The following is a 22906-nucleotide window of genomic DNA, read 5'->3' on the forward strand; positions in this document are numbered from 1 at the left end:
GGTGGAGGGAGTCGTCCCGCCGATCCTGAGGCCCGAGCATCCGACGCCGAGGCCGCTCAGCGCGCTCGTGGACGAGTTCGCGCTCGAGCCCCTCGGCGACCCGGACGGCGTCGAGGTCACGGGGATCACGAACGCATCGCACGACGTGCGCCCCGGCGACATCTTCGCCGCGCTGCCCGGCCTGCGCAGGCACGGCGCGGAGTTCGCAGCCGACGCCGTGCGCCGCGGCGCCGTCGCGGTCGTGACGGACGCCGCCGGCGCGGAGGTCGCGGGCGTCGACGCGCCGATCATCGTGCTCGACGAGCCGCGTGCCGCGCTCGGCGAGATCGCCGCGTGGGTCTACCGCACGCGGGAGGATCCGCCGAAGCTGTACGGCATCACGGGCACGAACGGCAAGACGTCGACCGCCTTCATGCTCGAGGGCCTCCTCGCCGACCTCGGCTTCGTCACGGGCCTGTCGACGACGGCCGAGCGCCACGTCGGCGACGAGATCGTCACCTCGAAGCTCACGACGCCCGAGGCGAGCGAGCTGCACGCGCTGCTCGCCCGCATGCGCGAGGCGGGCGTGCGCGCCGCCGTGCTCGAGGTGAGCGCGCAGGCCATCGAGCGCCACCGCATCGACGGCGTCGAGTTCGATGTCGTGTCGTTCACGAACCTCAGCCATGACCACCTCGACGACTACGGCTCGATGGAGGCGTACTTCGCCGTCAAGCTCGAGCTCTTCACGCCCGACCGCGCCGAGCGCGGCGTCGTGTGCGTCGACTCCGAGTGGGGCAGGCGCGTCGCCGAGGAGACCCGCATCCCCGTCACGACGGTGTCGTCGACGGAGGCGGAGGCGGACTGGCGCGTCGAGGTGCTCGAGGAGCGCGTCGACGGCACCCGCTTCGCGCTCGTCGGCCGCGAGCGCACGATCGAGGTCGAGATCCCCTTCATCGGCAGGCATCTCGCGGTCGACGCCGCCATCGCGATGCTCATGCTCGTCGAGGACGGCTTCGAGCTCGACGCCATCGCCGAGTCGGTGTCGCGCGGCGTCCGCGCGACGCTGCCCGGTCGCATGGAGCGCGTCTCCGGCGACCGCGGCCCGGCGCTGTTCGTCGACTACGGGCACAGCCCCGACGCGTTCCAGCACACCCTCGAGGCGCTGCGGCGCGTCACCCAGGGTCGCGTCATCTTCGTCTTCGGCGCCGACGGCGACCGCGACGCGACGAAGCGCGCCGAGATGGGCAGGATCGGCGTCACGTACGCCGACGAGCTCGTCGTGACCGACTTCAACCCGCGCACGGAGGATGCCGCGAGCATCCGTGCGCAGATCCTCGAGGGCGCGAGGGCGGTCGACGCCGCTCGCGTGCACGAGGTCAGCCCCGAGGAGGACGCCATCCGTCTCGCCGTCACGATCGCCGGCCCCGGCGACACCATCCTGTGGGCGGGCCCCGGCGATGCCGACTACCGCGACGTCGCAGGCGTCCGCGAGCCGTTCGTCGCGCGCGACGAGGCGATCCTCGCCCTGCACGAGGCGGGCTGGACCGAGTGATCGCGCTGCAGGCATCCGACCTCGCGCGCGTGGTCGGTGGCACCCTCGCGGGCGCCGACGTGCGCGTCTCGGGCTCGGTGCAGACCGACTCGCGGCTCGTCGAGCCGGGCGACGTGTTCGTCGCCATGCCAGGCGAGGTCACCGACGGCCACCGCTTCGTCCCCACGGCCGTCGCGGCGGGCGCGGCGCTCGTCGTGTGCGAGCGCGCGATCGACGACGACGTGCCGCACGTCGTCGTCCCCTCCGGCCTCGCCGCCCTGCAGGCGCTCGCCGCGCACGTCGTCGCCGCCGTGCGCGAGCACTGCACCGTCGTGGGCATCACGGGCTCGAACGGCAAGACGACGACGAAGAACATGCTGCAGGCGATCCTCGAGCGCCACGGCGAGACCGTCAGCCCCGTCAAGTCGTTCAACAACGAGGTCGGCGCACCGATGACGATGCTGCGCGCGACGGCGTCGACGCGCTACCTCGTGCTCGAGCTCGGCGCGAGCCGCGAGGGCGACATCGCCTCGCTCGTGCGCCTCGCGATGCCGGACGTCGCGGTCGTGCTCAAGGTCGGGCTCGCCCACGCGGGCGAGTTCGGCGGGGTCGAGCGCACGCAGCGCGCCAAGCACGAGCTCGTGCGCGACCTGCCGGAGACGGCGGTCGCGGTGCTCAACCACGACGACGACCGCGTCGCCTGGATGGCGGAGCGCACCGATGCGCGCGTGCGCTGGTTCGGGCTCGAGGCCGACGGGCTCAGGCCCGGCGACCTGCGCGCGGACGACGTCGCGTCGACGATCGACGGCACCTCCGCCGTCATCCGCCGAGGCGACGAGTCGTGGCCGATGACCCTGCGCATCCTCGGCGAGCACCACGTGATGAACGCGCTCGCCGCCCTGTCGGTCGCCGACGAGCTCGGCATCGCGATGCCCGACGCCATCGCGGCGCTCGAGTCGATGGTGCGTGCCGAGCGGTGGCGCATGGAGCTGCTGCGCCCCGAGTCGGGCGTCGTCGTGATCAACGACTCCTACAACGCGAGCCCCGACTCGATGGCGGCTGCGCTGCGCACGCTCGCGCACGTCTCGCGCGCCTCGGGCGCACGGTCGGTCGCCGTCATCGGCGCCATGACGGAGCTGGGCGAGAGCCAGGTCGAGGAGCACGATCGCGTCGGCAGGCTCGTGGTGCGCCTCGGCATCGCGCGACTCGTCGTCGTCGGCGAGGGTGCGAAGGCCGTGCACGACGCCGCGGAGCACGAGTCGTCGTTCGGGCAGGAGACGACGTACGTCGAGACGGCCGAGCAGGCGCTCGCGCTCCTGCGTGCGACGCTCGAGCCCGGCGACGTCGTGCTCGTGAAGTCGTCGCTCTCGGCGGGCCTCAAGGATCTCGGCGACGCGATCGGAGGCGTCGCATGATCGTGCTGCTCGTCTCGGGCACGATCTCGCTCGCGTTCGCGCTGCTCGTCACGCCCCTCTACGTCCGTCTCGCGACGCGACTCGGCTGGGGCCAGTTCATCCGGGCGGACGGACCCCAGTCGCACCACACGAAGCGCGGCACGCCCCAGATGGGCGGCCTCGTGTTCATCGTCGCGACGATCGTCGGGTACTTCGGCGGCAAGCTCGTCGGCTCGCTCGACGGCGTGCCGAACATGCCGACGGCGCCCGCGCTGCTCGTGCTGCTGCTCATGGTCGGGCTCGGGGCCGTCGGCTTCCTCGACGACTACCTCAAGGTGCGCAAGCGGCAGTCGCTCGGCCTCGGCGGCTGGGCGAAGATCGCAGGCCAGGTGCTCGTCGGCGTCGTGTTCGCCGTCCTCGCGCTCCAGCTGCCCGACCAGCACGGGCAGACCCCGGCCTCGACGGCCATCTCGGCCGTGCGCGACATCGAGTGGCTCGACCTCACGCGCCTCGGCCTCGTCGTCGGCATCGGCCTCGCCGTCCTCTGGTTCGTGTTCATCATCGTCGCGACGTCGAACGCCGTGAACGTGCTCGACGGCCTCGACGGCCTCGCGTCGGGCTCGACGATCTTCTCGGCCTCGGCCTTCGTGCTCATCGGGTTCTGGCAGAACGGCCAGGCGTGCCTCGGCCTGCAGCCCGACGCCGCCGTGCCTGGCGGCGCCGTCGACGCCGACCTCTACCGCTGCTACGCCGTGCAGGCGCCCCTCGACCTCGCGGTCGTCGCCGCGTGCCTCGCCGGCGGGCTCATCGGCTTCCTCTGGTACAACACGAGCCCCGCCCAGCTCTTCATGGGCGACGTCGGGTCGCTCGGCCTCGGTGGCGCGCTCGCGGGCCTCGCGATCATGACGCACACGCAGCTGCTGCTCGTGCTCGTCGCCGGCCTGCCGCTCGTCGTCACGGGCAGCGTCATCCTGCAACGCGTGTACTTCCGTCTCACGGGCGGCAAGCGCATCTTCCTCATGAGTCCGCTGCACCACCACTTCGAGCTGAAGGGCTGGGCGGAGATCCGCATCGTCGTGCGGTTCTGGATCGTGTCCGGCCTGTTCGTCGCCGCCGCCGTCGGCCTCTTCTACCTCGATTGGGTGATCCATCCTGTCCCGTGACGCGACCGAGCCCCGTGACCTGTCCTCGCTGACGAGCTGGCACGCCGACTGGCGCGGCATCCGGGCCGTCGTGCTCGGCCTCGGCGTCACGGGCTTCGCGGCGGCCGACACGCTCGTCGAGCTCGGCGCCCAGGTCACGGTCGTCGCCGAGCGGGGCGACGCGGAGCGCGAGCGCATCCTGACGGTGCTCGGCGTCGAGACCGTCGTCGCGAGCGCAGCCGACGCGCCGGATGCGCTCGTCGACGCCGAGCTCGTCATCGCGTCGCCCGGCCTGCCGCCGACGCATCCGTGGCTCGTGGCCGCCGCGGCGCGCGGCCAGGCAGTGTGGGGCGACGTCGAGCTCGCGTGGCGCGTGCGCGACAAGGTGCGCGCAGCCGAGTGGGTGCTCGTCACGGGCACGAACGGCAAGACCACCACGACGCAGCTCGTCGCCCACATGCTGCGCGAGGGAGGCCTGCGCGTCGCGCCCGTCGGCAACATCGGCACGCCCGTGCTCGACGCCGTGCGCGACCCCGAGGGCTTCGACGTGCTCGTCGTCGAGCTCTCGTCGTTCCAGCTGCACGCGCTCGGGGAGGTGTGGCCGCACTCGGCCGTGTGCCTCAACCTCGCGGACGACCACCTCGACTGGCACGGTGGCGCCGACGCCTACCGCTCGGCGAAGGCCAAGGTCTATCGCAACGCGCGCGTCGCCGCCGTGTACAACGTGGCCGACCCCGCGACGATGTCGATGGTCGAGGAGGCCGAGGTCGTCGAGGGCTGCCGCGCCATCGGCTTCGGCCTCGGCATGCCCGGCCTGTCCGAGCTCGGCGTCGTCGAGGGCATCCTCGTCGACCGCGCCTTCCTCGACGACCGCCGCTCGCAGGCGCTCGAGCTCGCGACCCTCGACGATCTCGGCGTCGCAGGCCTCGCGACGCCGCACATGGCGCAGAACGTGCTCGCGGCCGCCGCGCTCGCGCGGGCCGTCGGCGTCGAGCCCGCGTCGATCCGCGCGGCCATCCGCTCGTTCCGCCTCGACCACCACCGCACCGAGCTCGTGGGCGTGGTCGACGGGGTGCGGTTCGTCGACGACTCGAAGGCCACGAACCCGCATGCGGCCGACGGCTCGCTCACGGCCTTCCCGCAGGTCGTGTGGATCGTCGGCGGCCTGCTGAAGGGGGTCGACGTCGGCCCGCTCGTCGAGCGTCACGCCGGCAGGCTCCGCGCCGCCGTCGTCATCGGCGTCGAGCGGCAGGCCGTGCTCGCCGCGTTCGCGCGACACGCGCCCGGCATCCCGGTCGTCGAGGTCGACGAGCCCGACACTGGTGGAGTCATGCGGACGGCGGTGACGGCAGCGTTGGCGCACGCGACGAGCGGCGACACGGTGCTCCTCGCCCCGGCGGCCGCGTCGATGGACCAGTTCCGCGACTACGCCGACCGCGGGACGCAGTTCCAGCAGGCGGTGCGCGAGAGGTGGAGCCATGGCGACGACGGTGGTGGACGCCCCTCCGACGCCGGCAGCGGCGGGCCGAGCTAGCAGCGCGGTCGTCCGGCTCCGCAGGCTGTTCCCGACGGTCTCGGGCAACGAGCTGCTGCTCGCGGGCACGACGCTCTTCCTCGTCGTGTTCGGCCTCGTGATGGTGGCGTCGTCGTCGGCGATCGAGAGCCGAGCCGAGAACGGCTCGATGCTCGGCGCGTTCCAGCGCCAGGGCCTCTTCGCCCTCGTCGGCGTGCCGCTCATGCTCATCGCGAGCCGCGTGCCCGCGTCGTGGTGGCGCAGGCTCGCGTGGCCGGCCATCCTGCTCGCGATCGCGCTGCAGGCGCTCGTGGTCTTCACGCCGCTCGGCATCGTCGTGAACGGCAACCGCAACTGGCTGTCGATCGGCGGCTTCACGCTGCAGCCCGGCGAGCTCGGCAAGCTCGCGCTGTGCGTGTGGATCGCGGCGATCTTCGTCCTGAAGGACGATCTCGGCAGGCGGTTCCTGCACGCGTGGATCCCCGTGGCCCCCGTGGCGGGCGCCTTCATCCTGCTCGTGCTCGAGGGCAACGACTTCGGCACCGTCATCATCCTCGCGATCGTCGTGCTCGGCACGATGTTCTTCGCGGGCGTGAAGTGGTGGCATCTCGTGCTGCCCGCCATCGCGGCGGGCGTCGCCGCGGTGCCCGTGCTGCTGTCGGCCGACTCCCGCGTGCAGCGGCTGCAGTCATTCGTCGTCGGCTGCCAGAACACCGACCAGGACTACTACGACACCTGCTGGCAGCAGCTGCACGGCATGTGGGCGCTCGCCAACGGCGGGCTCTTCGGCGTGGGGCTCGGCAACTCCCGCGCGAAGTGGATGTGGCTCGCGGAGGCCGACAACGACTACATCTTCGCCATCATCGGCGAGGAGCTCGGGCTCGTGGGCGCCGTCGTCGTGCTCCTGCTGTTCGTCGTGCTCGCCGTCGCGCTGCTGCGCATCGTGCGCGACGCGCGGCAGCCCATGACGCGCATCGTGACGGGCGGCGTGCTCGTGTGGATCGTGGGCCAGGCCATCGTGAACATCTGCGTCGTGCTGGGGCTCCTGCCCGTGCTCGGCGTGCCGCTGCCGCTCATCTCGGCGGGCGGCTCGCAGCTCGTCGCGACGCTCCTGGCGATCGGCATCGTGCTGTCGCTCGCGCGCAGCGAGGCGCGGCTGCGTCAGACTGGACCGTGATGTCGTCCTACCTCTTCGCCGGCGGCGGCACCGCCGGTCATGTGAACCCCCTGCTCGCGACCGCCGATCGGCTGCGCGAGCGCGAGCCCGACGCTCGCATCGTCGTGCTCGGCACGCAGGAGGGGCTCGAGCGCGACCTCGTGCCCGCCGCGGGCTACGAGCTCGTGACCATCCCGAAGCTGCCGTTCCCGCGGCGCCCGGATGCTGCCGCGATGCGCTTCGCCCGCTCGTGGGCGCCGACCGTCCGGCGCGTGCGCGCCCTCGTCGCCGAGCGCGACGTCGACGTCGTCGTCGGGTTCGGCGGCTACGCGTCCGCTCCCGCGTACCGCGCCGCGCATCTCTCGCGCACGCCCCTCGCGATCCACGAGGCGAACGCTCGCCCGGGGATGGCGAACCGGCTCGGGGCGCGCTGGACGCGCCACGTGGGCCTCACCTACGCACCGACGACGCTGCCCGGCACCGTCGTCGGCATGCCGCTGCGCCGCTCGATCACGACGCTCGACCGCGCGGGCCTGCGCGCGAGGGCGCGGGCCGAGCTCGGGCTCGACGCCGAGCGGCCCACCCTGCTCGTGACGGGCGGCTCGCAGGGCGCCCGGTCCATCAACCGCGCCATCGTCGCCGCGGCGCCCGCCATCGTCGACGCCGGCTGGCAGATCCTGCACCTCTCCGGCGGCAGGCAGACCGACTTCGAGCCCGCGACCGTCGAGCACTACGTCGCGGTCGAGTACCTCGACGGCATGCATCTCGCGTACGCGGCTGCCGACCTCGTGGTCTGCCGTGCTGGCAGCCTCACGGTCAGCGAGCTCATGGCCGTCGGGCTGCCGGCCGTCTACGTGCCGCTGCCGTACGGCAACGGGGAGCAGGCGCTCAACGCGCACGACCAGGTCGCCGCGGGCGGTGCGATGCTCGTCGACGACGGCCTCATGGCGTCGGGGTGGGCCGAGGACGCCCTCGTGCCCCTGCTCGCCGATCGCGACCGCGTCGCCGCCATGGCGTCGGCGACGCGCGGCTCGGCGATCGCCGATGGCGACGACCGCATGTGCGACCTCGTGCACGCAGCGATCCAGGAGCAGCGATGATCGAGCCCGACCTGACCCAGCCCATCCCCGAGGGCATCGAGCGCGTGCACATGATCGGCATCGGCGGCTCGGGCATGTCGGGCATCGCGCACATGCTGCTCGACGAGGGCGTGCGCGTGTCGGGCTCCGACCGCTCCGGCTCGGCGACGGTGGATGCCCTCGTCGCGCACGGCGCGGCCGTCGCCATCGGGCACGACGCCGCGAACCTCCCCGCCGACGTCGACGCCGTGGTCGTCACGAGCGCGCTGTGGCCCACGAACCCCGAGCTCGTCGCGGCGCAGGAGCGCGGCATCCCCGTGCTGCATCGCTCGCAGGCGCTGCACCTGCTCGCGCGCGGCAAGCGCCTCGTCGCCGTCGCGGGCGCGCACGGCAAGACGACGTCGACCGGCATGGTCGTCTGGGCGCTGCACCGGCTGGACGCGGGTGCGAGCTACGTCAACGGCGGCACGATCGCGGGTCTCGGCGGCTCGAGCGGCCACGGGCCGAGCGACCTCTTCGTGCTCGAGGCCGACGAGTCGGATGGCTCGTTCCTGCTCTACGACGTCGCGGTGGCGCTCGTCACGAACGTCGACACCGACCACCTCGACCACTACGGCACCCCCGGCGCCTTTGACGCGGCGTTCGCGCGCTTCGCCGACGCGGCCTCGGAGGCGGTCGTCATCTCGAGCGACGACGCCGGTGCGCGCCGCGTGCGCGACCTCGTCGGCCACGAGCGCGTCGTGACGTTCGGCGAGCACGACGACGCCGACGTGCGCGTGCGCGACGTCGAGACGGGTGCCGGCATCCGCTGCGTCGTGGAGCACGCGGGGGAGCGGCACGCGATCGCGATGGACGTCGTCGGGCACCACAACGCCGTGAACGCCGCGGGTGCGTTCGCCGTGCTGCTGCAGCTCGGCATCGCGCCCGCCGAGGCCGCGGAGGCGCTCTCGGGCTTCGCGGGCACGGGCCGCCGCTTCGAGTCGCACGGCGAGCGCCGCGGCGTGCGCGTGTACGACGACTACGCGCATCACCCCGCCGAGGTCGAGGCCGCGCTCGCCGGGGCGCGCACCGTGCTCGGCGGCGGCAGGCTCATCGCGGTGCACCAGCCGCACCTGTACTCCCGCACGCGCGACATGGCGGGCGAGTTCGCGGCCGCCTACGAGCGCCTCGCGGACCACACGATCGTGCTCGACGTCTACGGCGCACGAGAGGACCCCATCCCGGGCGTGACGGGTGCCCTCGTGTCGGGCGCCTTCGACGACGCCGACCGCGTCGACTTCCTGCCGGACTGGCAGGCGGCGGCCGATCGCGTCGGCGAGATCGCGCGCGACGGCGACCTCGTGATGACGCTGTCGTGCGGCGACGTGTACCGCATCATCCCGCAGCTGCTCGCCTCGCTCGAGGCCACGGACGGCGACGGGTGAGGCGCCCGGAGGGATTCGACGGGCCGCCGCGGCCGCCGCGGCCGCCGCGGCAGCCAGAGCCCCCGCGGGCCGAGGAGCCGGAGGAGCCGCGCGCCGTCGTCGCGCCGCAGCCGGCGGAGGCCGCGGGCGCGACCGAGGAGGCGCCGATCGTCGCGCAGCCGGGCGCTCGTCGACGCAGCGAGTCGCACGCGAGCCGCACGGATCGGCTGCTGCGCGAGGCCGAGCTGCGGCAGCTGCGCATCGACCGCGCGGAGGCGCGTCAGGCGGCGGCGACGGCGCGGCAGGCGGCGAGGGCGAGGCGCCGCGCCGAGCGCGCGGAGGTGCGGAGGTTCACGGCGGCGTCCCGCGGGCGCCTGCGCGGCGCGCTCGTCGCCGCGGGCGTGCTCGTGGGCTCGTTCGCGCTGCTCGTCGGCCTCGTGCACTCGCCGCTCATGGCGGTGCGCACCATCGAGGTGCAGGGCTCGCAGCGCGTCGACGCCGTGGCGATCCAGGCGGCGCTCTCGGGCCATCTCGGGCAGCCGATCGCGACCGTGACCGACGGCGGGGTGCGCGAGGACCTCGAGCGGTTCACGGGCCTCGAGTCGTTCGTGGTCGACGTCGTGCCGCCGGGCGCCATCGTCGTGCGCGTCGTCGAGCGCCAGCCGGTGGTCGTCGTGGAGGCCGACGGGCAGGACGTCATGCTCGATCCCGCGGGCGTCGTGCTGGGCCCGCCGGATGCGACGGTGCTGCCCCGGCTGCAGGACGTCGAGGTCGGGTCGGCCGCGTACGAGGCGGTCGCGGCGTCGCTCGTCGCGATGCCGCGGTCGCTGCGCGACCAGGTCGCGACGATCACGGCGTCGACGAGCGACGACGTGGCGATGACGCTCGTGGCCGGCCAGCAGGTCGTGTGGGGGAGCGCGGAGGACGCGCGGCTCAAGGCCGACGTGCTCTCGGCGCTCGTCGCGGCGGCCGATCCGGCGACGCCCGCGACGTTCGACGTCAGCGCGCCCGAGCATCCCGTCGTGCGTCCCTGACGCGCGCGGCACGATCCTCATCTCGTTCCTCGCAGCCGCGCGGCGTGTCTCGGCCGCGGCGCCGACGCACCGCCGTACCGTCGGATCCGACAACGAACGCTGAGGAAATCTCTAAACCTCTACCTGAGGTTGAAGGTTTCGATCGAGGGGCCGGACCGTGACTTCGAACAACAACTACCTCGCCGTCATCAAGGTGGTCGGCGTCGGCGGCGGCGGCGTGAACGCCGTGAACCGGATGATCGACCTCGGCCTGCGAGGCGTCGAGTTCATCGCCATCAACACCGATGCGCAGGCGCTGCTGCTGAGCGACGCCGACGTCAAGCTCGACGTCGGCCGCGAGCTCACGAAGGGTCTGGGCGCAGGCGCCGACCCCGAGGTGGGGCGACGCGCCGCCGAGGACCACCTCGAGGAGATCGAGGAGGCCCTCGCAGGCTCCGACATGGTCTTCGTCACCGCGGGCGAGGGCGGCGGCACCGGCACGGGCGGCGCGCCCGTCGTCGCGCGCATCGCCAAGAGCCTCGGCGCCCTGACCGTCGGCGTCGTGACGAAGCCGTTCTCGTTCGAGGGCAAGCGCCGCCAGGCGCAGGCCGAGGCCGGCGTCGAGGCGCTGAAGAACGAGGTCGACACGCTCATCGTCGTCCCCAACGACCGACTGCTCGAGATCTCCGACATGGGCATCTCGATGGTCGAGGCCTTCGAGACCGCCGACCAGGTGCTCCTCGCCGGCGTCCAGGGCATCACCGACCTCATCACGACGCCGGGCCTCATCAACGTCGACTTCGCCGACGTCAAGAGCGTCATGCAGGGCGCGGGCTCGGCGCTCATGGGCATCGGCTCGTCGCGCGGCGCGGACCGCGCGATCAAGGCGGCGGAGCTCGCGGTCGCGAGCCCCCTGCTCGAGGCGAAGATCGACGGCGCGCACGGCGTGCTGCTCTCGATCCAGGCGTCGAGCAACCTCGGCATCCACGAGACGTACGACGCCGCGAAGCTCGTGCAGGAGGCCGTGCACCCCGAGGCCAACATCATCTTCGGCACCGTCATCGACGACACCCTCGGCGACGAGGTGCGCGTCACGGTCATCGCCGCGGGCTTCGACGGCGGCGCACCCGTCGCGAAGACCGACGACACGGTGCTGCGCTCGACGCCCGCGCGCGACATGGGCGTCGGCGGCTTCCTCGCCGCAGGCACCGGTGCCGCGGCGAGCGAGTCGGCCGAGGCCGCCGAGCCGCAGGCGCCCGGACGCCACGCGGGGCCCACCCCCGAGGTGCCGCAGCACCTCACGGGCCCCGTGCAGCCGCTGTCGGACAGCGACGAGGACGAGGACGAGTTCCTCCCCGACTTCCTGCGTCAGTAGGAGCGGGGCGGATGTCGACCGCGGCCGAGCGGCTCGCAGCCATCCGCGACGAGATCGCGTCGGCGCCCCACGGCGCCGACGCGACGCTCGTCGTGGTCACGAAGTTCCACCCGGCATCCCTCGTCGCCGAGCTCGCTGCCGCGGGTCAGCGCGACATGGGCGAGTCGAGGCACCCCGAGGCCCGCGACAAGGCGGCCGCCCTCGCGCACCTCGGCCTCACGTGGCACCACGTCGGCCAGCTGCAGCGCAAGAAGGCGCGGCAGGTCGCGCGCTACGCGCACGTGCTCCACTCGGTGGACTCGGCGGCCATCGTCGAGGCGCTCGAGGGCGGCGAGCCCGGCGACGAGCTGCCGGTGCGCGACGCGTTCGTGCAGGTGAACCTCACCGACGATCCCGGTCGCGGCGGCGTCGCGCCGGATGGACTCGAGGCGCTCGCCGAGCGCGTCGAGGCGTCGCCGGCGCTGCGCCTGCTCGGCGTTATGGCGATCGCACCCCTCGGCGAGGAGCCCGCATCGGCCTTCGCGCGCCTCGCGACGTACGCCGATCGGGTGCACCGCATCGCACCGACGGCCCGCTGGCTGTCTGCCGGCATGTCGCAGGACTGGCGCGTGGCGCTCGAGCATGGCGCGACACACCTGCGGATCGGCACGGCAATCACGGGAGAACGGCCCACCACTCCGTAGCCTGGAGTGCAGATCGGGAGGATCGCATGAGCAACGCATTGAAGAAGGCGGCCGTCTACTTCGGCTTCGCCGAGGAGGACGAGCTGACCCAGGAGTCGCCCGCCGTGCGCGCCTCCGAGCCGGAGCAGCGCGAGGAGCGCGCGGAGCGTCGCGCCGACCGCGTGGAGCGCCCGGAACGCCAGGAGTCGAAGCCGCGCGCCGTCGCGCCGCTGCGACCCGCCACCCAGCAGGTCGGAGCCATGCACGAGATCCTCACGGTGCACCCGCGCCAGTACAAGGACGCGCAGGAGATCGCCGGCGCGTTCCGCGACGGCACGCCCGTCATCATCAACCTGTCGCAGATGACCGATGGCGACGCACGTCGTCTCATCGACTTCTCGGCCGGCCTCACGCAGGGCCTGCAGGGCCGCATCGAGCGCGTGACCACCAAGGTCTACCTGCTCACGCCCGAGCACATCGCGGTCGCGGGCGGTCGCATGGAGGTCGGCGAGCCCGACGCCTTCGCGCACTGACGTGCAGATCATCGCCCTCGTCGTCCACTTCGCGGCGTACGTCCTCTTCTACATGCTGTGGGCGAGGTTCATCCTCGACGTCGTGCGGCAGGTGCGGCGGGACTGGAAGCCGAAGGGCTTCTGGCTCGCCGTGTCGGTGGCGATCCTCGCCGTGACGGATCCGCCGCTGCGCCTCGTGCGCCGCTTCGTCAAGCCGCTGCGCGTCGGCGGCGCCGCCGTCGACCTGTCGATGCTGATCCTCATGGCGCTCGTGCTCGTCGTCATCGTCATCGCGGGTGCGTTCGCCTGATCCATCCCTCGCGGCCCGGTAGGCTGGCCCGCGATCCATCCCCCGGAGCCGCGCACGACCGTCGACTCCGATCCACTCGAGGAAAGGCTGCACGATGGCACTGACGCCGGACGACATCGTCGCGAGGACGTTCGAGACGACGCGATTCCGCGACGGCTACGACCAGGACGAGGTCGACAACTTCCTCGACGAGATCGTGGCCGAGTTCCGCGCGCTCACGGCCGAGAAGGAGCGCCTCGAGGCGCGCGTCGCCGAGCTCGAGTCCGGCGCCCCCGCAGCCGCAGCCCCCGCATCGGCGCCCGCTCCCGAGGCCGCAGCCGAGCCCGCGCCCGTCGTCGAGGCGCCGGCGGCCCCGGCACCCGCCGAGCCCGAGGCCTCCTCGAGCGCCGTCTCGCCCGAGGGCCTGCTCGCGCTCGCGCAGCGCGTCCACGACGAGCACGTCGCCGAGGGCCAGCGCCGCAAGGACGAGCTGGTCGCCGAGGGCGAGCGCGAGGCAGCGGAGATCGAGAAGCAGGCAGCGAAGCGCAAGGCCGACCTCGAGCAGGAGTTCGAGCGCACGAAGGCCGACCGCGAGAAGGTCAAGGCCGAGCTCGAGACGAAGATCGACGAGCTGCAGACGTTCGAGCGCGACTACCGCCTCAAGCTCCGCGGCTACATCGAGAGCCAGCTGCGCGACCTCGACCGCACGTCGTTCGCGTTCGGCGGCTCCGCCCCCACCCAGTAGGTGGCGGCCGCGCGCGGCGTCGCCTGGCGCCTGGTCGGACTGCTCGGCGGCATCGCCGTGGCGGTCTGGCTCGTCGACCTCCTCGTGAAGGAGTGGGTGCTGGCGACGCTCGACGAGGGCGAGCGCGTGCAGGTCGTCGGCGAGCTGCTGCAGTGGCATCTCGTGCGCAACCCCGGCGCCGCGTTCTCGCTCGCCGCGGGCTCGACGTGGATCTTCACGATCATCTCCACGGCCGTGGCGCTCTTCATCGTGTGGCAGGCGCGCAGGGTGCGGTCGCTCGCATGGGCGATCGTGCTCGGCGCCCTGCTGGGCGGCGTGGTCGGCAACCTCACCGACCGCATCGTCCGCGAGCCGGGGGGCCTGCAGGGCCACGTCATCGACTACATCCAGGTCTGGGGCTTCCCGGCGATCTTCAACGTCGCCGACATGTTCGTCGTCTGCGCGATGGGCGCGTTCATCGTGCTCGTGCTGCGCGGCGTCGGGCTCGACGGCGTCCGGCGCACCGACGAGCCGGAGCCCGACCCGACGCCGGCGGTCGACCCCGCGCCCACGCGCGCCGAGGACTGATGGAGGAGCGCTCGCTCATCGTGCCGCCCGGCCTCGACGGGCTGCGGGCCGACGCCGGCATCGCACGCGTGCTCGGCCTGTCGCGCACCGCGGTCGCCGACGCCATCGAGGCGGGTGGGGCCGTGCAGGACGGTCGCGTGCTCGGCAAGTCCGACCGGCTGCGCGGCGAGGCCTGGCTCGAGGTGCGCTGGGAGGCGCGGCGCGAGCCCACGATCGAGCCCATCCCCGTTCCGGACCTCGGCATCGTGCACGACGACGACGACCTCGTCGTCGTCGACAAGCCCGCCGGCGTCGCGGCGCACCCCTCGATGGGATGGACGGGGCCGACCGTCGTGGGTGCGCTCGCCGCCGCCGGCTATCGCATCTCGACGTCGGGCGCCGCCGAGCGGCAGGGCGTCGTGCACCGCCTCGACGCGGGCACGAGCGGGCTCATGGTCGTGGCGAAGAGCGAGCGCGCCTACGCGTCGCTCAAGGCGCAGTTCCACGACCGCGAGGTCGAGAAGGTGTACCACGCTGCCGTGCAGGGTCATCCGGATCCGCTGCGCGGCACGATCGACGCGCCGATCGGCAGGCACCCGAGCCACGAGTGGCGCTTCGCGGTCGTGTCGAGCGGCAAGCACGCCGTGACGCACTACGAGACGATCGAGGCCTTCCGAGACGGCAGCCTCGTCGAGGTGCACCTCGAGACGGGTCGCACGCACCAGATCCGCGTGCACATGGCGGCGCAGCGGCGCCCGTGCCTCGGCGACGCGATGTACGGCGCGGATCCGACGCTCTCGGCGCGGCTCGGGCTGGAGCGGCAGTGGCTGCACGCCGTGCGCCTCGGGTTCTCGCACCCCGCGACGGGCGAGTGGCTCGAGACGACGAGCGAGCCGAGCGCCGACCTGCGGCGCGCGCTCGAGGTGCTCGAGGGCTGACGCCCTCGCGCCAGCGCCGCGCGCGACGCCGACCCGGGCGTCGGGTCGTGTCGCGTCGGTGGCCGCTCGTACGATGGAGGCCACATGAGCGATCAGTTCGCGCACCTCCACGTGCACACCGAGTACTCGATGCTCGACGGCGCCGCCCACGTCGGCCCGCTCGTCGAGGCGGCCGTCGAGCACGGCATGCCCGCCATCGCCATGACCGATCACGGCAACGTGTTCGGCGCGTTCGACTTCTGGTCGAAGGCGACGAACGCGGGCATCAAGCCCATCATCGGCATGGAGGCCTACGTCACGCCCGGCACGCACCGCGGCGACCGCACGCGCGTGCGCTGGGGCGACGACGCCGGCGGCGACGACGTCTCGGGCGGCGGCTCGTACACGCACATGACCCTGCTCGCCGAGACGACGGCCGGCATGCACAACCTGTTCCGCATGGCGTCGCGCGCGTCGATGGAGGGCTTCTACTTCAAGCCGCGCCTCGACCGCGAGCTGCTGGCCGAGTACGCGGACGGCATCATCGCCACGACGGGATGCGTCGGCGGCGAGGTGCAGACGAAGCTCCGCCTCGGCCAGTACGACGAGGCGAAGAAGGCTGCGGGCGAGTTCCGCGACATCTTCGGCAAGGACAACTTCTTCGCCGAGATCATGGATCACGGCATCGACGTCGAGCGCCGCACCATGGGCGACCTCCTGCGTCTCGCGAAGGAGCTCGACCTCCCGCTCGTCGCGACGAACGACCTCCACTACACCCACGCCTCCGACGCGACGGCGCACTCGGCGCTGCTGTGCGTGCAGTCGGGCACGACGCTGCACGACCCCAAGCGGTTCAAGTTCGACGGCGAGGGGTACTACCTGAAGTCGGCCGCCGAGATGCGGCACATCTTCAAGGATCGGCCCGAGGCGTGCGACAACACGCTCGTGATCGCCGAGCGATGCGACGTGCAGTTCGACACCAAGGCGAACTACATGCCCCGGTTCCCCGTGCCCGAGGGGCACACGGAGGAGTCCTGGTTCCGCGAGGAGGTCGCGACGGGCCTCCTGCGCCGCTACCCCTCGGGCGTGCCCGAGCGAGTGCAGGCCCAGGCCGACTACGAGATGGGCGTCATCGCCCAGATGGGCTTCCCCGGCTACTTCCTCGTCGTCGCCGACTTCATCAACTGGGCGAAGGAGAACGGCATCCGGGTCGGACCGGGCCGCGGCTCCGGTGCAGGCTCGATGGCGGCGTACGCGCTGCGCATCACCGACCTCGACCCGCTCGAGCACGGCCTGATCTTCGAGCGCTTCCTCAACCCCGATCGCGTCTCGATGCCCGACTTCGACGTCGACTTCGACGACCGGCGCCGCGGCGAGGTCATCCGATACGTCACCGAGAAGTACGGCAGCGAGCGCGTCGCGCAGATCGTCACGTACGGCACCATCAAGTCGAAGCAGGCCCTGAAGGACGCGACACGCGTGCTCGGCCAGCCCTTCGGCCTCGGCGAGCGCCTCACGAAGGCGATGCCCGCGCCGATCATGGCGAAGGACATCCCGCTGTCGGGCATCACGGATCCCGAGCATCCGCGCTTCAAGGAGGCGGGCGACTTCCGCGCCATCCTCGACGCCGACCCCGATGCGCGCACCGTCTACGACACGGCGCTCGGCCTCGAGAACCTGAAGCGCCAGTGGGGCGTGCACGCCGCCGGCGTCATCATGTCGTCGGATCCGCTGCTCGACATCATCCCCGTGATGAAGCGCGAGCAGGACGGCGCGATCATCACGCAGTTCGACTACCCCACGTGCGAGTCGCTCGGCCTCATCAAGATGGACTTCCTGGGGCTGCGCAACCTCACGATCATCTCCGACGCCCTCGACAACATCACGGCCAACCGGGGCGAGACGCTCGACCTCGAGGGGCTGGCGCTCGACGACCGCGGCGCCTACGAGCTGCTGACGCGCGGCGACTCGCTCGGCGTCTTCCAGCTCGACGGCGGGCCGCTGCGCTCGCTCATGCGCCTCATGCGTCCCGACTCCTTCGAGGACATCTCGGCGCTCATCGCCCTGTACCGCCCGGGCCCCATGGGCGCGAACTCGCACACGAACTACGCGCTGCGCAAGAACGGCGCGCAGCCGATCACGCCGATCCACCCCGAGCTCGAGGAGCCGCTCGCCGAGATCCTCGAGGAGTCCTACGGCCTCATCATCTACCAGGAGCAGGTGATGGCGATCGCGCAGAAGGTCGCGGGCTTCACGCTCGGCGAGGCCGACATCCTGCGGCGCGCGATGGGCAAGAAGAAGAAGTCCGAGCTCGACAAGCAGTTCGAGGGCTTCTCGCGGGGCATGGCCGAGCGCGGCTACTCGACGGCCGCGCGCGACAAGCTGTGGGAGATCCTGCTGCCGTTCTCGGACTACGCGTTCAACAAGGCGCACTCCGCGGCCTACGGCGTCATCTCCTACTGGACCGCCTACCTGAAGGCGCACTACGCGCCCGAGTACATGGCCGCGCTGCTGACGAGCGTCGGCGACTCGAAGGACAAGATGGCGCTCTACCTCTCCGAGTGCCGCCGCATGGGCATCACGGTGCTCCCGCCCGACGTCAACGCCTCGTCGCTGCGCTTCACGGCCGTCGGCGACGACATCCGCTTCGGCCTCGGCGCCGTGCGCAACGTCGGCGCGAACGTCGTCGACGCGATCGTCGAGGCGCGTGTCGCCGAGGCGTACGACTCATTCCACGACTACCTGAAGAAGGTGCCGGTCGCCGCGGCGAACAAGCGCACGGTCGAGTCGCTCATCAAGGCGGGCGCCTTCGACTCGATGGGCTCGACGCGGCGCGCGCTGCTCGAGGTGCACGAGGGGGCCGTCGACCAGGCCGTCACCGACAAGAAGCGCGAGGAGTTCGGCGCCGTCGGCTTCGACTTCGACTCGCTGTGGGACGAGCCGGACCACCAGCAGAAGGTGCCGGACCGGCCCGAGTGGGCGAAGCGCGACAAGCTCGCCTTCGAGCGCGAGATGCTCGGCCTCTACGTCTCCGACCATCCGCTCGCGGGCCTCGACCTCGAGCTCGCCAAGCATGCGAGCCACCAGATCCAGACGCTCGTCGACGACTGCGAGGACGGCGACACCGTCACGGTCGCCGGCCTCATCACGACCGCGCAGCACCGCGTCGCGAGGCAGTCCGGCAACCCCTACGGCATCCTCACCATCGAGGACTTCGGCGGCGAGGTCGACGTCATGGTGCTCGGCAAGACGTACACCGCCTTCCAACACGACATGCAGGCCGACCGCATCGCGGTCGTGAAGGGTCGCTTCCGCACGCGCGACGAGGGCTTCACGCTGCACGCCAACCACCTCGAGTTCCCCGACCTCATGCCCGTCGACGAGACGAAGCCCCTCGAGCTGCGGCTCATGGAGCGGCGTGCGACGCTCGCGGTGACGCGCGAGCTGCGTGGCGTGCTCGAGCGGCACGCCGGGCCGACGGAGGTGCGGATGCGGCTCGAGCGGCCGGGCGCCGCCCGGGTGTTCCGTCTGCAGCACCAGGTGCAGATCTCGTCGGCGCTGTTCGGGGAGATCAAGAGCCTGCTGGGGCCGTCGGCGCTCGTGTGACGTCCTGCGCTCCCGCGGCGCAATACCCTGGGAGCATGCTGCGACGCCTCGATCTGTCCGCGCGCGCCGACATCCCGGCGCTGCCTCGCGCCGCCCACGACGTCGACCGCGCCCTCGATGCGGCCCGTGCCCTCGTCGACGCCGTCCGCACCGACGGCGCGGAGGCGCTCGTCGCGCAGGCGGTGCGATTCGACCGCGTGCGGCCGCCGGCGCTGCGGGTGCCGCAGGCCGCCCTCGACGCCGCCCTCGAGGCGCTCGATCCCCGCGTGCGCGACGCGCTCGAGACGGCGATCGGTCGTGTGCGGCTCGCCACGGCCGCCCAGGTGCCGCCGCCCGCGTCGACGATGCTCGCCGCGGGGGCCGTCGTCGAGCAGCGCTGGGTGCCGGTCGCGCGCGCCGGCGTCTACGTGCCCGGCGGCAAGGCCGTCTACCCGTCGAGCGTCGTCATGAACGTCGTCGCCGCGCAGGTCGCGGGCGTCGAGCGCATCGTCCTCGCGACGCCGCCGCAGGCCGACCACGGCGGGCTGCCGCATCCGACGATCCTCGCCGCAGCCGCGATGCTCGGCGTCGACGAGGTGCTCGCCGCAGGCGGCGCCGGCGCGATCGCCGCGCTCGCGTACGGCGTGCCGGGCGTCGTCGACGCCGTCGACGTCGTCACGGGCCCCGGCAACGTGTTCGTCGCCGCGGCGAAGCGCGTGGTCGGCGGGCACGTGCGCGTCGACTCCGAGGCCGGGCCGACCGAGATCCTCGTCATCGCGGACGCGACGGCCGACGCCGACCTCGTGGCCGCCGACCTCGTGAGCCAGGCCGAGCACGACGAGCTCGCCGCCGCCGTGCTCGTGACCGACTCGCCCGCGCTCGCCGACGCCGTCGACGCGGCGCTCGCCATGCGCGTCGCCGCGACCCCGCACGCCGAGCGCGTGCGCACGTCGCTGGGCGCCGAGCAGTCGGCGACGATCCTCGTCGCCGACCTCGAGCAGGCCATCGCGGTCTCGGACGCCTACGCGCCCGAGCACCTCGAGATCGTGACGGCCGACGACGACGCCGTCGTGGCGCGCATCCGCAACGCGGGCGCGATCTTCGTCGGGCCCGCGACGCCCGTGAGCCTCGGCGACTACGCCGCGGGGTCGAACCACGTGCTGCCCACCGGCGGCCAGGCAGCCCGCGTCTCGGGGCTCGGCGCCGCCACCTTCCTGCGCCCGCAGCAGGTCGTGCGCTACGACCTCGAGGGTCTGCGCGGCGTCGCCGACGCGGTCGTCGCGCTCGCCGAGAGCGAGGACCTGCCCGCGCACGCCGAGGCCATCCGAGCGAGGCTCTAGATGCACTGCCCCTTCTGCCGCCACCCCGACTCGCGCGTCGTCGACACGCGGTCGTCCGACGACGGCCTCACCATCCGCCGCCGCAGGCAGTGCCCCCGGTGCGAGCGCCGGTTCACGACCACGGAGTCGGCGAGCCTCCTCGTGGTGAAGCGATCCGGCGTCGTCGAGCCCTTCAGCCGCGACAAGGTCATCGAGGGCGTGCGCAAGGCGTGCCAGGGCCGCCCCGTGACGGATGCGGACCTCGCGACGGTGGCGCAGAGCGTCGAGGAGGCCATCCGTGCGACGGGCGTGAGCCAGATCGACGCGAACGACATCGGCCTCGCCGTGCTGCCGCCGCTGCGCGAGCTCGACGAGGTCGCGTACCTGCGCTTCGCGAGCGTCTACCAGGCGTTCGAGTCGCTCGACGACTTCGAGTCGGCCATCGGGCAGCTGCGGCTCGACCACGCCCGCCAGGAGGCCGACGCATGAGGCTCTACGCGCCCCTGTTCCGGCACGTGCTGCGACGCCTCGATGCCGAGCGGGCCCACCATCTGGGCGCGGCGGTCGTGCGGGCGGCCGGTGCGCTGCGGCCCGGGGTGCGCGCCGACGCGAGGCTGCGGGTGCGCGCGCTCGGGCGCGAGCTGCCGACGCCCTTCGGCCTCGCGGCGGGCTTCGACAAGGACGCGACGATGATCGCGGGCCTCGGGGCACTCGGGTTCGGGCACGTCGAGGTCGGCACGCTCACCGCGCGACCGCAGCCGGGCAACGACCGCCCGCGGCTCTTCCGCCTCGTGGCCGACCGCGCGCTCGTCAACCGCATGGGGTTCAACAACGGGGGAGCGGCGGCGGCCGCCGACCGCATCCGGGCCGCACGCGCGGCGCGCTCGCGCCCCGTGATCGGCGTCAACATCGGCAAGAGCCGCGTCGTCGACGTCGACGACGCCATCGACGACTACCTCGTCTCGACGCGCCTGCTCGCGCCGGTCGCCGACTACCTCGCCGTCAACGTGTCGTCGCCGAACACGCCCGGCCTGCGGGGCCTGCAGGACGAGGAGCGGCTCGCGCCGCTGCTCGAGGCGGTGCGGGATGCGGCAGGCGAGACGCCCGTGCTCGTGAAGATCGCGCCCGACCTCGACGACGACGCCATCGAGGGCGTCGCGGCGCTCGTGCTGCGGCTCGGCCTCGCCGGCGTCATCGCCACGAACACGACGATCGCGCGCGACGGGCTCGTGACCGACGCCGCCGTCGTGGAGCGTGCCGGTGCGGGCGGACTCTCGGGTGCGCCGCTCGCCGCCCGCTCGCTCGCGGTGCTGCGCATCCTCCGCCGCGTGCTGCCCGCCGACGTGTGCGTCATCTCGGTCGGAGGCGTGACGACCGCGGCCGACGTGGCCGAGCGGCTCGCCGCCGGAGCGACGCTCGTGCAGGGCTACTCGGCGTTCGTGTTCGAGGGCCCCGGCTGGGCGGCACGCATCAATCGCGAGCTGCCCGCGCTCCTCGCGGCGCGCTGACGCGGCGAGGCGCTCGGGCCCCGCGCGAGCGCCGGGCCCGAGCCCGCGGCTACGGCGCCGACTCGTCGTCGGCGGTGGCGTCGACCTCGCGCTCGGGGCGCTCGTGCGTCACCGGGTCGTCGTGGATCCACTCGGTGTCGGGCAGCGGCGAGGCCGTCTGCTCGCCCCGGACCATGCGGCCGAACTCGTCGACGGACTTCTCAGTCATGGCGACTCCCTTCACGTCGTCCCCGGACGCTACGCCTGCGCGCCCGTCGGCGGAAGGGGGTGGCGGGGGATCCAGCAGCGCACCAGGTCGCGGTACGAGGCGTAGGACGCGCCGAACCGGGCCAGCAGGTCGGCCTCCTCGACGGGACGCACGACGACGTGCCACACGACGACGCCCGCCGCGGCGTAGGCGACGACCATCCACGATCCGACGACGAGTCCCACCGCGATGCCCTGCGCGATGCCGGCGACGGCCATCGGGTTGCGCACCCAGCGATACGGGCCCGCGACGACGAGGCGGCGCGGCTGCGACGACGGCAGCGGCGTGCCCTCGCCCACGATCGACAGCGATCGCGCCGACCAGATGCCGAGCAGGCTCCCGGCCACGAGCAGCAGGATGCCCGCCGCCTGCACGATGGGCGCCGGCTCGACGCGCAGCTGCCAGCGCGCCTCGACGACCGCGATGATCGCGGGCAGCACCACGAGGAACGTGCCCCAGAAGACGACCGTCTGCCGCGCGGTGCGCGCGACGTGCGTGCGGGCGTCGGCGACGGGTGCGACGGCGAACGCGAACGGGCCGCGCGCGATGAGGTCGCCGGGGATGCGCCCCAGCAGCACGAGGATGGCGGCGCCGATGCTCGCGACGGCCGCGGCGACCATGAGCAGGGCGCCCACCCCCGCCAGCTGCGTCACCGTGGCGTAGCCCGCCATGCCGACGGCGACGAGCGTCGTCCACGCGGTCGCGAGCCACGTCGCCCAGCGCACGCCTGCGGCGGCGACGGCCGAGCCGACGACGAAGAGGGGGAGGTCGAACGCCGCGACCGCGACGGGCGGCAGGCCGCCGAGGGTCGCGTCGCGGACGGCGTCGACGGTGAAGACGCCGATCCACCACGCGGCGCCCGCGAGCGCCTGCACGGCGAAGTAGGCGCGACCGAGGAGACTCAGGCGAGCGCCGGAGGCACGCGATGCGGGGCCGACGCTCATGCTCCCGAGCGTAGCCACGCGACGCTCGACGCTCGCCGGACGCCACG

Annotated in this window: 21 protein-coding genes; 19 read left to right on the top strand and 2 right to left on the bottom strand. The window is 73.0% G+C overall.

Annotated elements, in window-relative coordinates:
- Nucleotide 1: 1 nt before the first annotated feature.
- The 19 genes from ACFQPP_RS04720 (at nt 2) to ACFQPP_RS04810 (ending at nt 21668) form a co-directional block, all read left to right on the top strand.
- A complete protein-coding gene (locus ACFQPP_RS04720; protein ID WP_376915400.1) occupies nt 2–1531 on the top strand; it encodes a Mur ligase family protein in 1530 nt (509 codons plus the stop codon).
- Nucleotides 1528–2925: a UDP-N-acetylmuramoyl-tripeptide--D-alanyl-D-alanine ligase gene (gene murF / locus ACFQPP_RS04725; RefSeq protein ID WP_376915401.1), complete on the top strand. Its 1398-nt coding sequence runs from the start codon at nt 1528–1530 to the stop codon at nt 2923–2925. The genes ACFQPP_RS04720 and murF overlap by 4 nt, the downstream gene beginning before the upstream one ends.
- Complete coding sequence (mraY, locus tag ACFQPP_RS04730; protein ID WP_376915402.1) at nt 2922–4067, top strand: phospho-N-acetylmuramoyl-pentapeptide-transferase; 1146 nt, start codon at nt 2922–2924, stop codon at nt 4065–4067. Before murF ends, mraY begins: the two co-directional genes overlap by 4 nt.
- Complete coding sequence (murD, locus tag ACFQPP_RS04735; protein ID WP_376916751.1) at nt 4057–5580, top strand: UDP-N-acetylmuramoyl-L-alanine--D-glutamate ligase; 1524 nt, start codon at nt 4057–4059, stop codon at nt 5578–5580. The genes mraY and murD overlap by 11 nt, the downstream gene beginning before the upstream one ends.
- Nucleotides 5525–6736, top strand: a complete 1212-nt coding sequence (ftsW, locus tag ACFQPP_RS04740) for a putative lipid II flippase FtsW (protein ID WP_376915403.1) — start codon at nt 5525–5527, stop codon at nt 6734–6736. The genes murD and ftsW overlap by 56 nt, the downstream gene beginning before the upstream one ends.
- On the top strand, nt 6736–7815 hold the full coding sequence (locus ACFQPP_RS04745) for a glycosyltransferase (RefSeq protein ID WP_376915404.1): 1080 nt from the start codon (nt 6736–6738) through the stop codon (nt 7813–7815). The genes ftsW and ACFQPP_RS04745 overlap by 1 nt, the downstream gene beginning before the upstream one ends.
- The gene (murC, locus tag ACFQPP_RS04750) at nt 7812–9218 is read left to right on the top strand and encodes a UDP-N-acetylmuramate--L-alanine ligase (protein WP_376915405.1); all 1407 of its coding nucleotides are present in this window, start codon (nt 7812–7814) and stop codon (nt 9216–9218) included. The genes ACFQPP_RS04745 and murC overlap by 4 nt, the downstream gene beginning before the upstream one ends.
- On the top strand, nt 9215–10231 hold the full coding sequence (locus ACFQPP_RS04755; protein WP_376915406.1) for a cell division protein FtsQ/DivIB: 1017 nt from the start codon (nt 9215–9217) through the stop codon (nt 10229–10231). The genes murC and ACFQPP_RS04755 overlap by 4 nt, the downstream gene beginning before the upstream one ends.
- 157 nt (nt 10232–10388) lie before the next feature.
- The gene (gene ftsZ / locus ACFQPP_RS04760; protein ID WP_376915407.1) at nt 10389–11585 is read left to right on the top strand and encodes a cell division protein FtsZ; all 1197 of its coding nucleotides are present in this window, start codon (nt 10389–10391) and stop codon (nt 11583–11585) included.
- A gap of 11 nt (nt 11586–11596) precedes the next feature.
- A complete protein-coding gene (locus tag ACFQPP_RS04765) occupies nt 11597–12268 on the top strand; it encodes a YggS family pyridoxal phosphate-dependent enzyme (protein ID WP_376915408.1) in 672 nt (223 codons plus the stop codon).
- Nucleotides 12269–12294: 26 nt separating this feature from the next.
- The gene (locus ACFQPP_RS04770) at nt 12295–12780 is read left to right on the top strand and encodes a cell division protein SepF (protein WP_376915409.1); all 486 of its coding nucleotides are present in this window, start codon (nt 12295–12297) and stop codon (nt 12778–12780) included.
- 1 nt (nt 12781) lies between these two features.
- Complete coding sequence (locus ACFQPP_RS04775; protein WP_376915410.1) at nt 12782–13069, top strand: YggT family protein; 288 nt, start codon at nt 12782–12784, stop codon at nt 13067–13069.
- Between the two features lie 94 nt (nt 13070–13163).
- Nucleotides 13164–13793 carry a DivIVA domain-containing protein gene (locus ACFQPP_RS04780; protein ID WP_376915411.1) on the top strand — a complete coding sequence of 210 codons (630 nt, stop codon included), beginning with the start codon at nt 13164–13166 and terminating at the stop codon, nt 13791–13793.
- Nucleotides 13794–14360, top strand: a complete 567-nt coding sequence (gene lspA, locus ACFQPP_RS04785; RefSeq protein WP_376915412.1) for a signal peptidase II — start codon at nt 13794–13796, stop codon at nt 14358–14360.
- Nucleotides 14360–15277 (top strand): RluA family pseudouridine synthase, encoded by a 918-nt coding sequence (locus tag ACFQPP_RS04790; protein ID WP_376915413.1) that lies wholly within the window; start codon nt 14360–14362, stop codon nt 15275–15277. Before lspA ends, ACFQPP_RS04790 begins: the two co-directional genes overlap by 1 nt.
- An 84-nt stretch (nt 15278–15361) precedes the next feature.
- Entirely contained in the window at nt 15362–18862 is a 3501-nt protein-coding gene (dnaE, locus tag ACFQPP_RS04795) for a DNA polymerase III subunit alpha (RefSeq protein WP_376915414.1), read from the top strand.
- 35 nt (nt 18863–18897) lie between these two features.
- The gene (gene hisD / locus ACFQPP_RS04800) at nt 18898–20181 is read left to right on the top strand and encodes a histidinol dehydrogenase (RefSeq protein ID WP_376915415.1); all 1284 of its coding nucleotides are present in this window, start codon (nt 18898–18900) and stop codon (nt 20179–20181) included.
- Nucleotides 20182–20649 carry a transcriptional regulator NrdR gene (nrdR, locus tag ACFQPP_RS04805; RefSeq protein WP_376915416.1) on the top strand — a complete coding sequence of 156 codons (468 nt, stop codon included), beginning with the start codon at nt 20182–20184 and terminating at the stop codon, nt 20647–20649.
- Nucleotides 20646–21668 carry a quinone-dependent dihydroorotate dehydrogenase gene (locus ACFQPP_RS04810; RefSeq protein WP_376915417.1) on the top strand — a complete coding sequence of 341 codons (1023 nt, stop codon included), beginning with the start codon at nt 20646–20648 and terminating at the stop codon, nt 21666–21668. Before nrdR ends, ACFQPP_RS04810 begins: the two co-directional genes overlap by 4 nt.
- 49 nt (nt 21669–21717) lie before the next feature.
- Here ACFQPP_RS04810 and ACFQPP_RS04815 read toward each other — a convergent pair whose 3' ends face one another.
- Entirely contained in the window at nt 21718–21876 is a 159-nt protein-coding gene (locus ACFQPP_RS04815) for a hypothetical protein (protein ID WP_376915418.1), read from the bottom strand.
- Between the two features lie 29 nt (nt 21877–21905).
- Complete coding sequence (locus ACFQPP_RS04820; RefSeq protein ID WP_376915419.1) at nt 21906–22859, bottom strand: methyltransferase family protein; 954 nt, start codon at nt 22857–22859, stop codon at nt 21906–21908.
- Between the last annotated feature and the right edge of the window lie 47 nt (nt 22860–22906).

This window comes from Agrococcus sp. GCM10030265 (assembly GCF_042666675.1).
Classification (GTDB): domain Bacteria; phylum Actinomycetota; class Actinomycetes; order Actinomycetales; family Microbacteriaceae; genus Agrococcus.

Excerpts from the sequence above, each read along its gene's own strand:
- mraY (WP_376915402.1), top strand. The coding sequence starts at position 2,922 with ATGATCGTGCTGCTCGTCTCGGGCACGATCTCGCTCGCGTTCGCGCTG.
- ftsW (WP_376915403.1), top strand. The coding sequence starts at position 5,525 with ATGGCGACGACGGTGGTGGACGCCCCTCCGACGCCGGCAGCGGCGGGC.
- ACFQPP_RS04745 (WP_376915404.1), top strand. The coding sequence starts at position 6,736 with ATGTCGTCCTACCTCTTCGCCGGCGGCGGCACCGCCGGTCATGTGAAC.
- murC (WP_376915405.1), top strand. The coding sequence starts at position 7,812 with ATGATCGAGCCCGACCTGACCCAGCCCATCCCCGAGGGCATCGAGCGC.
- ACFQPP_RS04765 (WP_376915408.1), top strand. The coding sequence starts at position 11,597 with ATGTCGACCGCGGCCGAGCGGCTCGCAGCCATCCGCGACGAGATCGCG.
- ACFQPP_RS04770 (WP_376915409.1), top strand. The coding sequence starts at position 12,295 with ATGAGCAACGCATTGAAGAAGGCGGCCGTCTACTTCGGCTTCGCCGAG.
- ACFQPP_RS04780 (WP_376915411.1), top strand. The coding sequence starts at position 13,164 with ATGGCACTGACGCCGGACGACATCGTCGCGAGGACGTTCGAGACGACG.
- ACFQPP_RS04790 (WP_376915413.1), top strand. The coding sequence starts at position 14,360 with ATGGAGGAGCGCTCGCTCATCGTGCCGCCCGGCCTCGACGGGCTGCGG.
- dnaE (WP_376915414.1), top strand. The coding sequence starts at position 15,362 with ATGAGCGATCAGTTCGCGCACCTCCACGTGCACACCGAGTACTCGATG.
- hisD (WP_376915415.1), top strand. The coding sequence starts at position 18,898 with ATGCTGCGACGCCTCGATCTGTCCGCGCGCGCCGACATCCCGGCGCTG.
- nrdR (WP_376915416.1), top strand. The coding sequence starts at position 20,182 with ATGCACTGCCCCTTCTGCCGCCACCCCGACTCGCGCGTCGTCGACACG.
- ACFQPP_RS04810 (WP_376915417.1), top strand. The coding sequence starts at position 20,646 with ATGAGGCTCTACGCGCCCCTGTTCCGGCACGTGCTGCGACGCCTCGAT.
- ACFQPP_RS04815 (WP_376915418.1), bottom strand. The coding sequence starts at position 21,876 with ATGACTGAGAAGTCCGTCGACGAGTTCGGCCGCATGGTCCGGGGCGAG.
- ACFQPP_RS04820 (WP_376915419.1), bottom strand. The coding sequence starts at position 22,859 with ATGAGCGTCGGCCCCGCATCGCGTGCCTCCGGCGCTCGCCTGAGTCTC.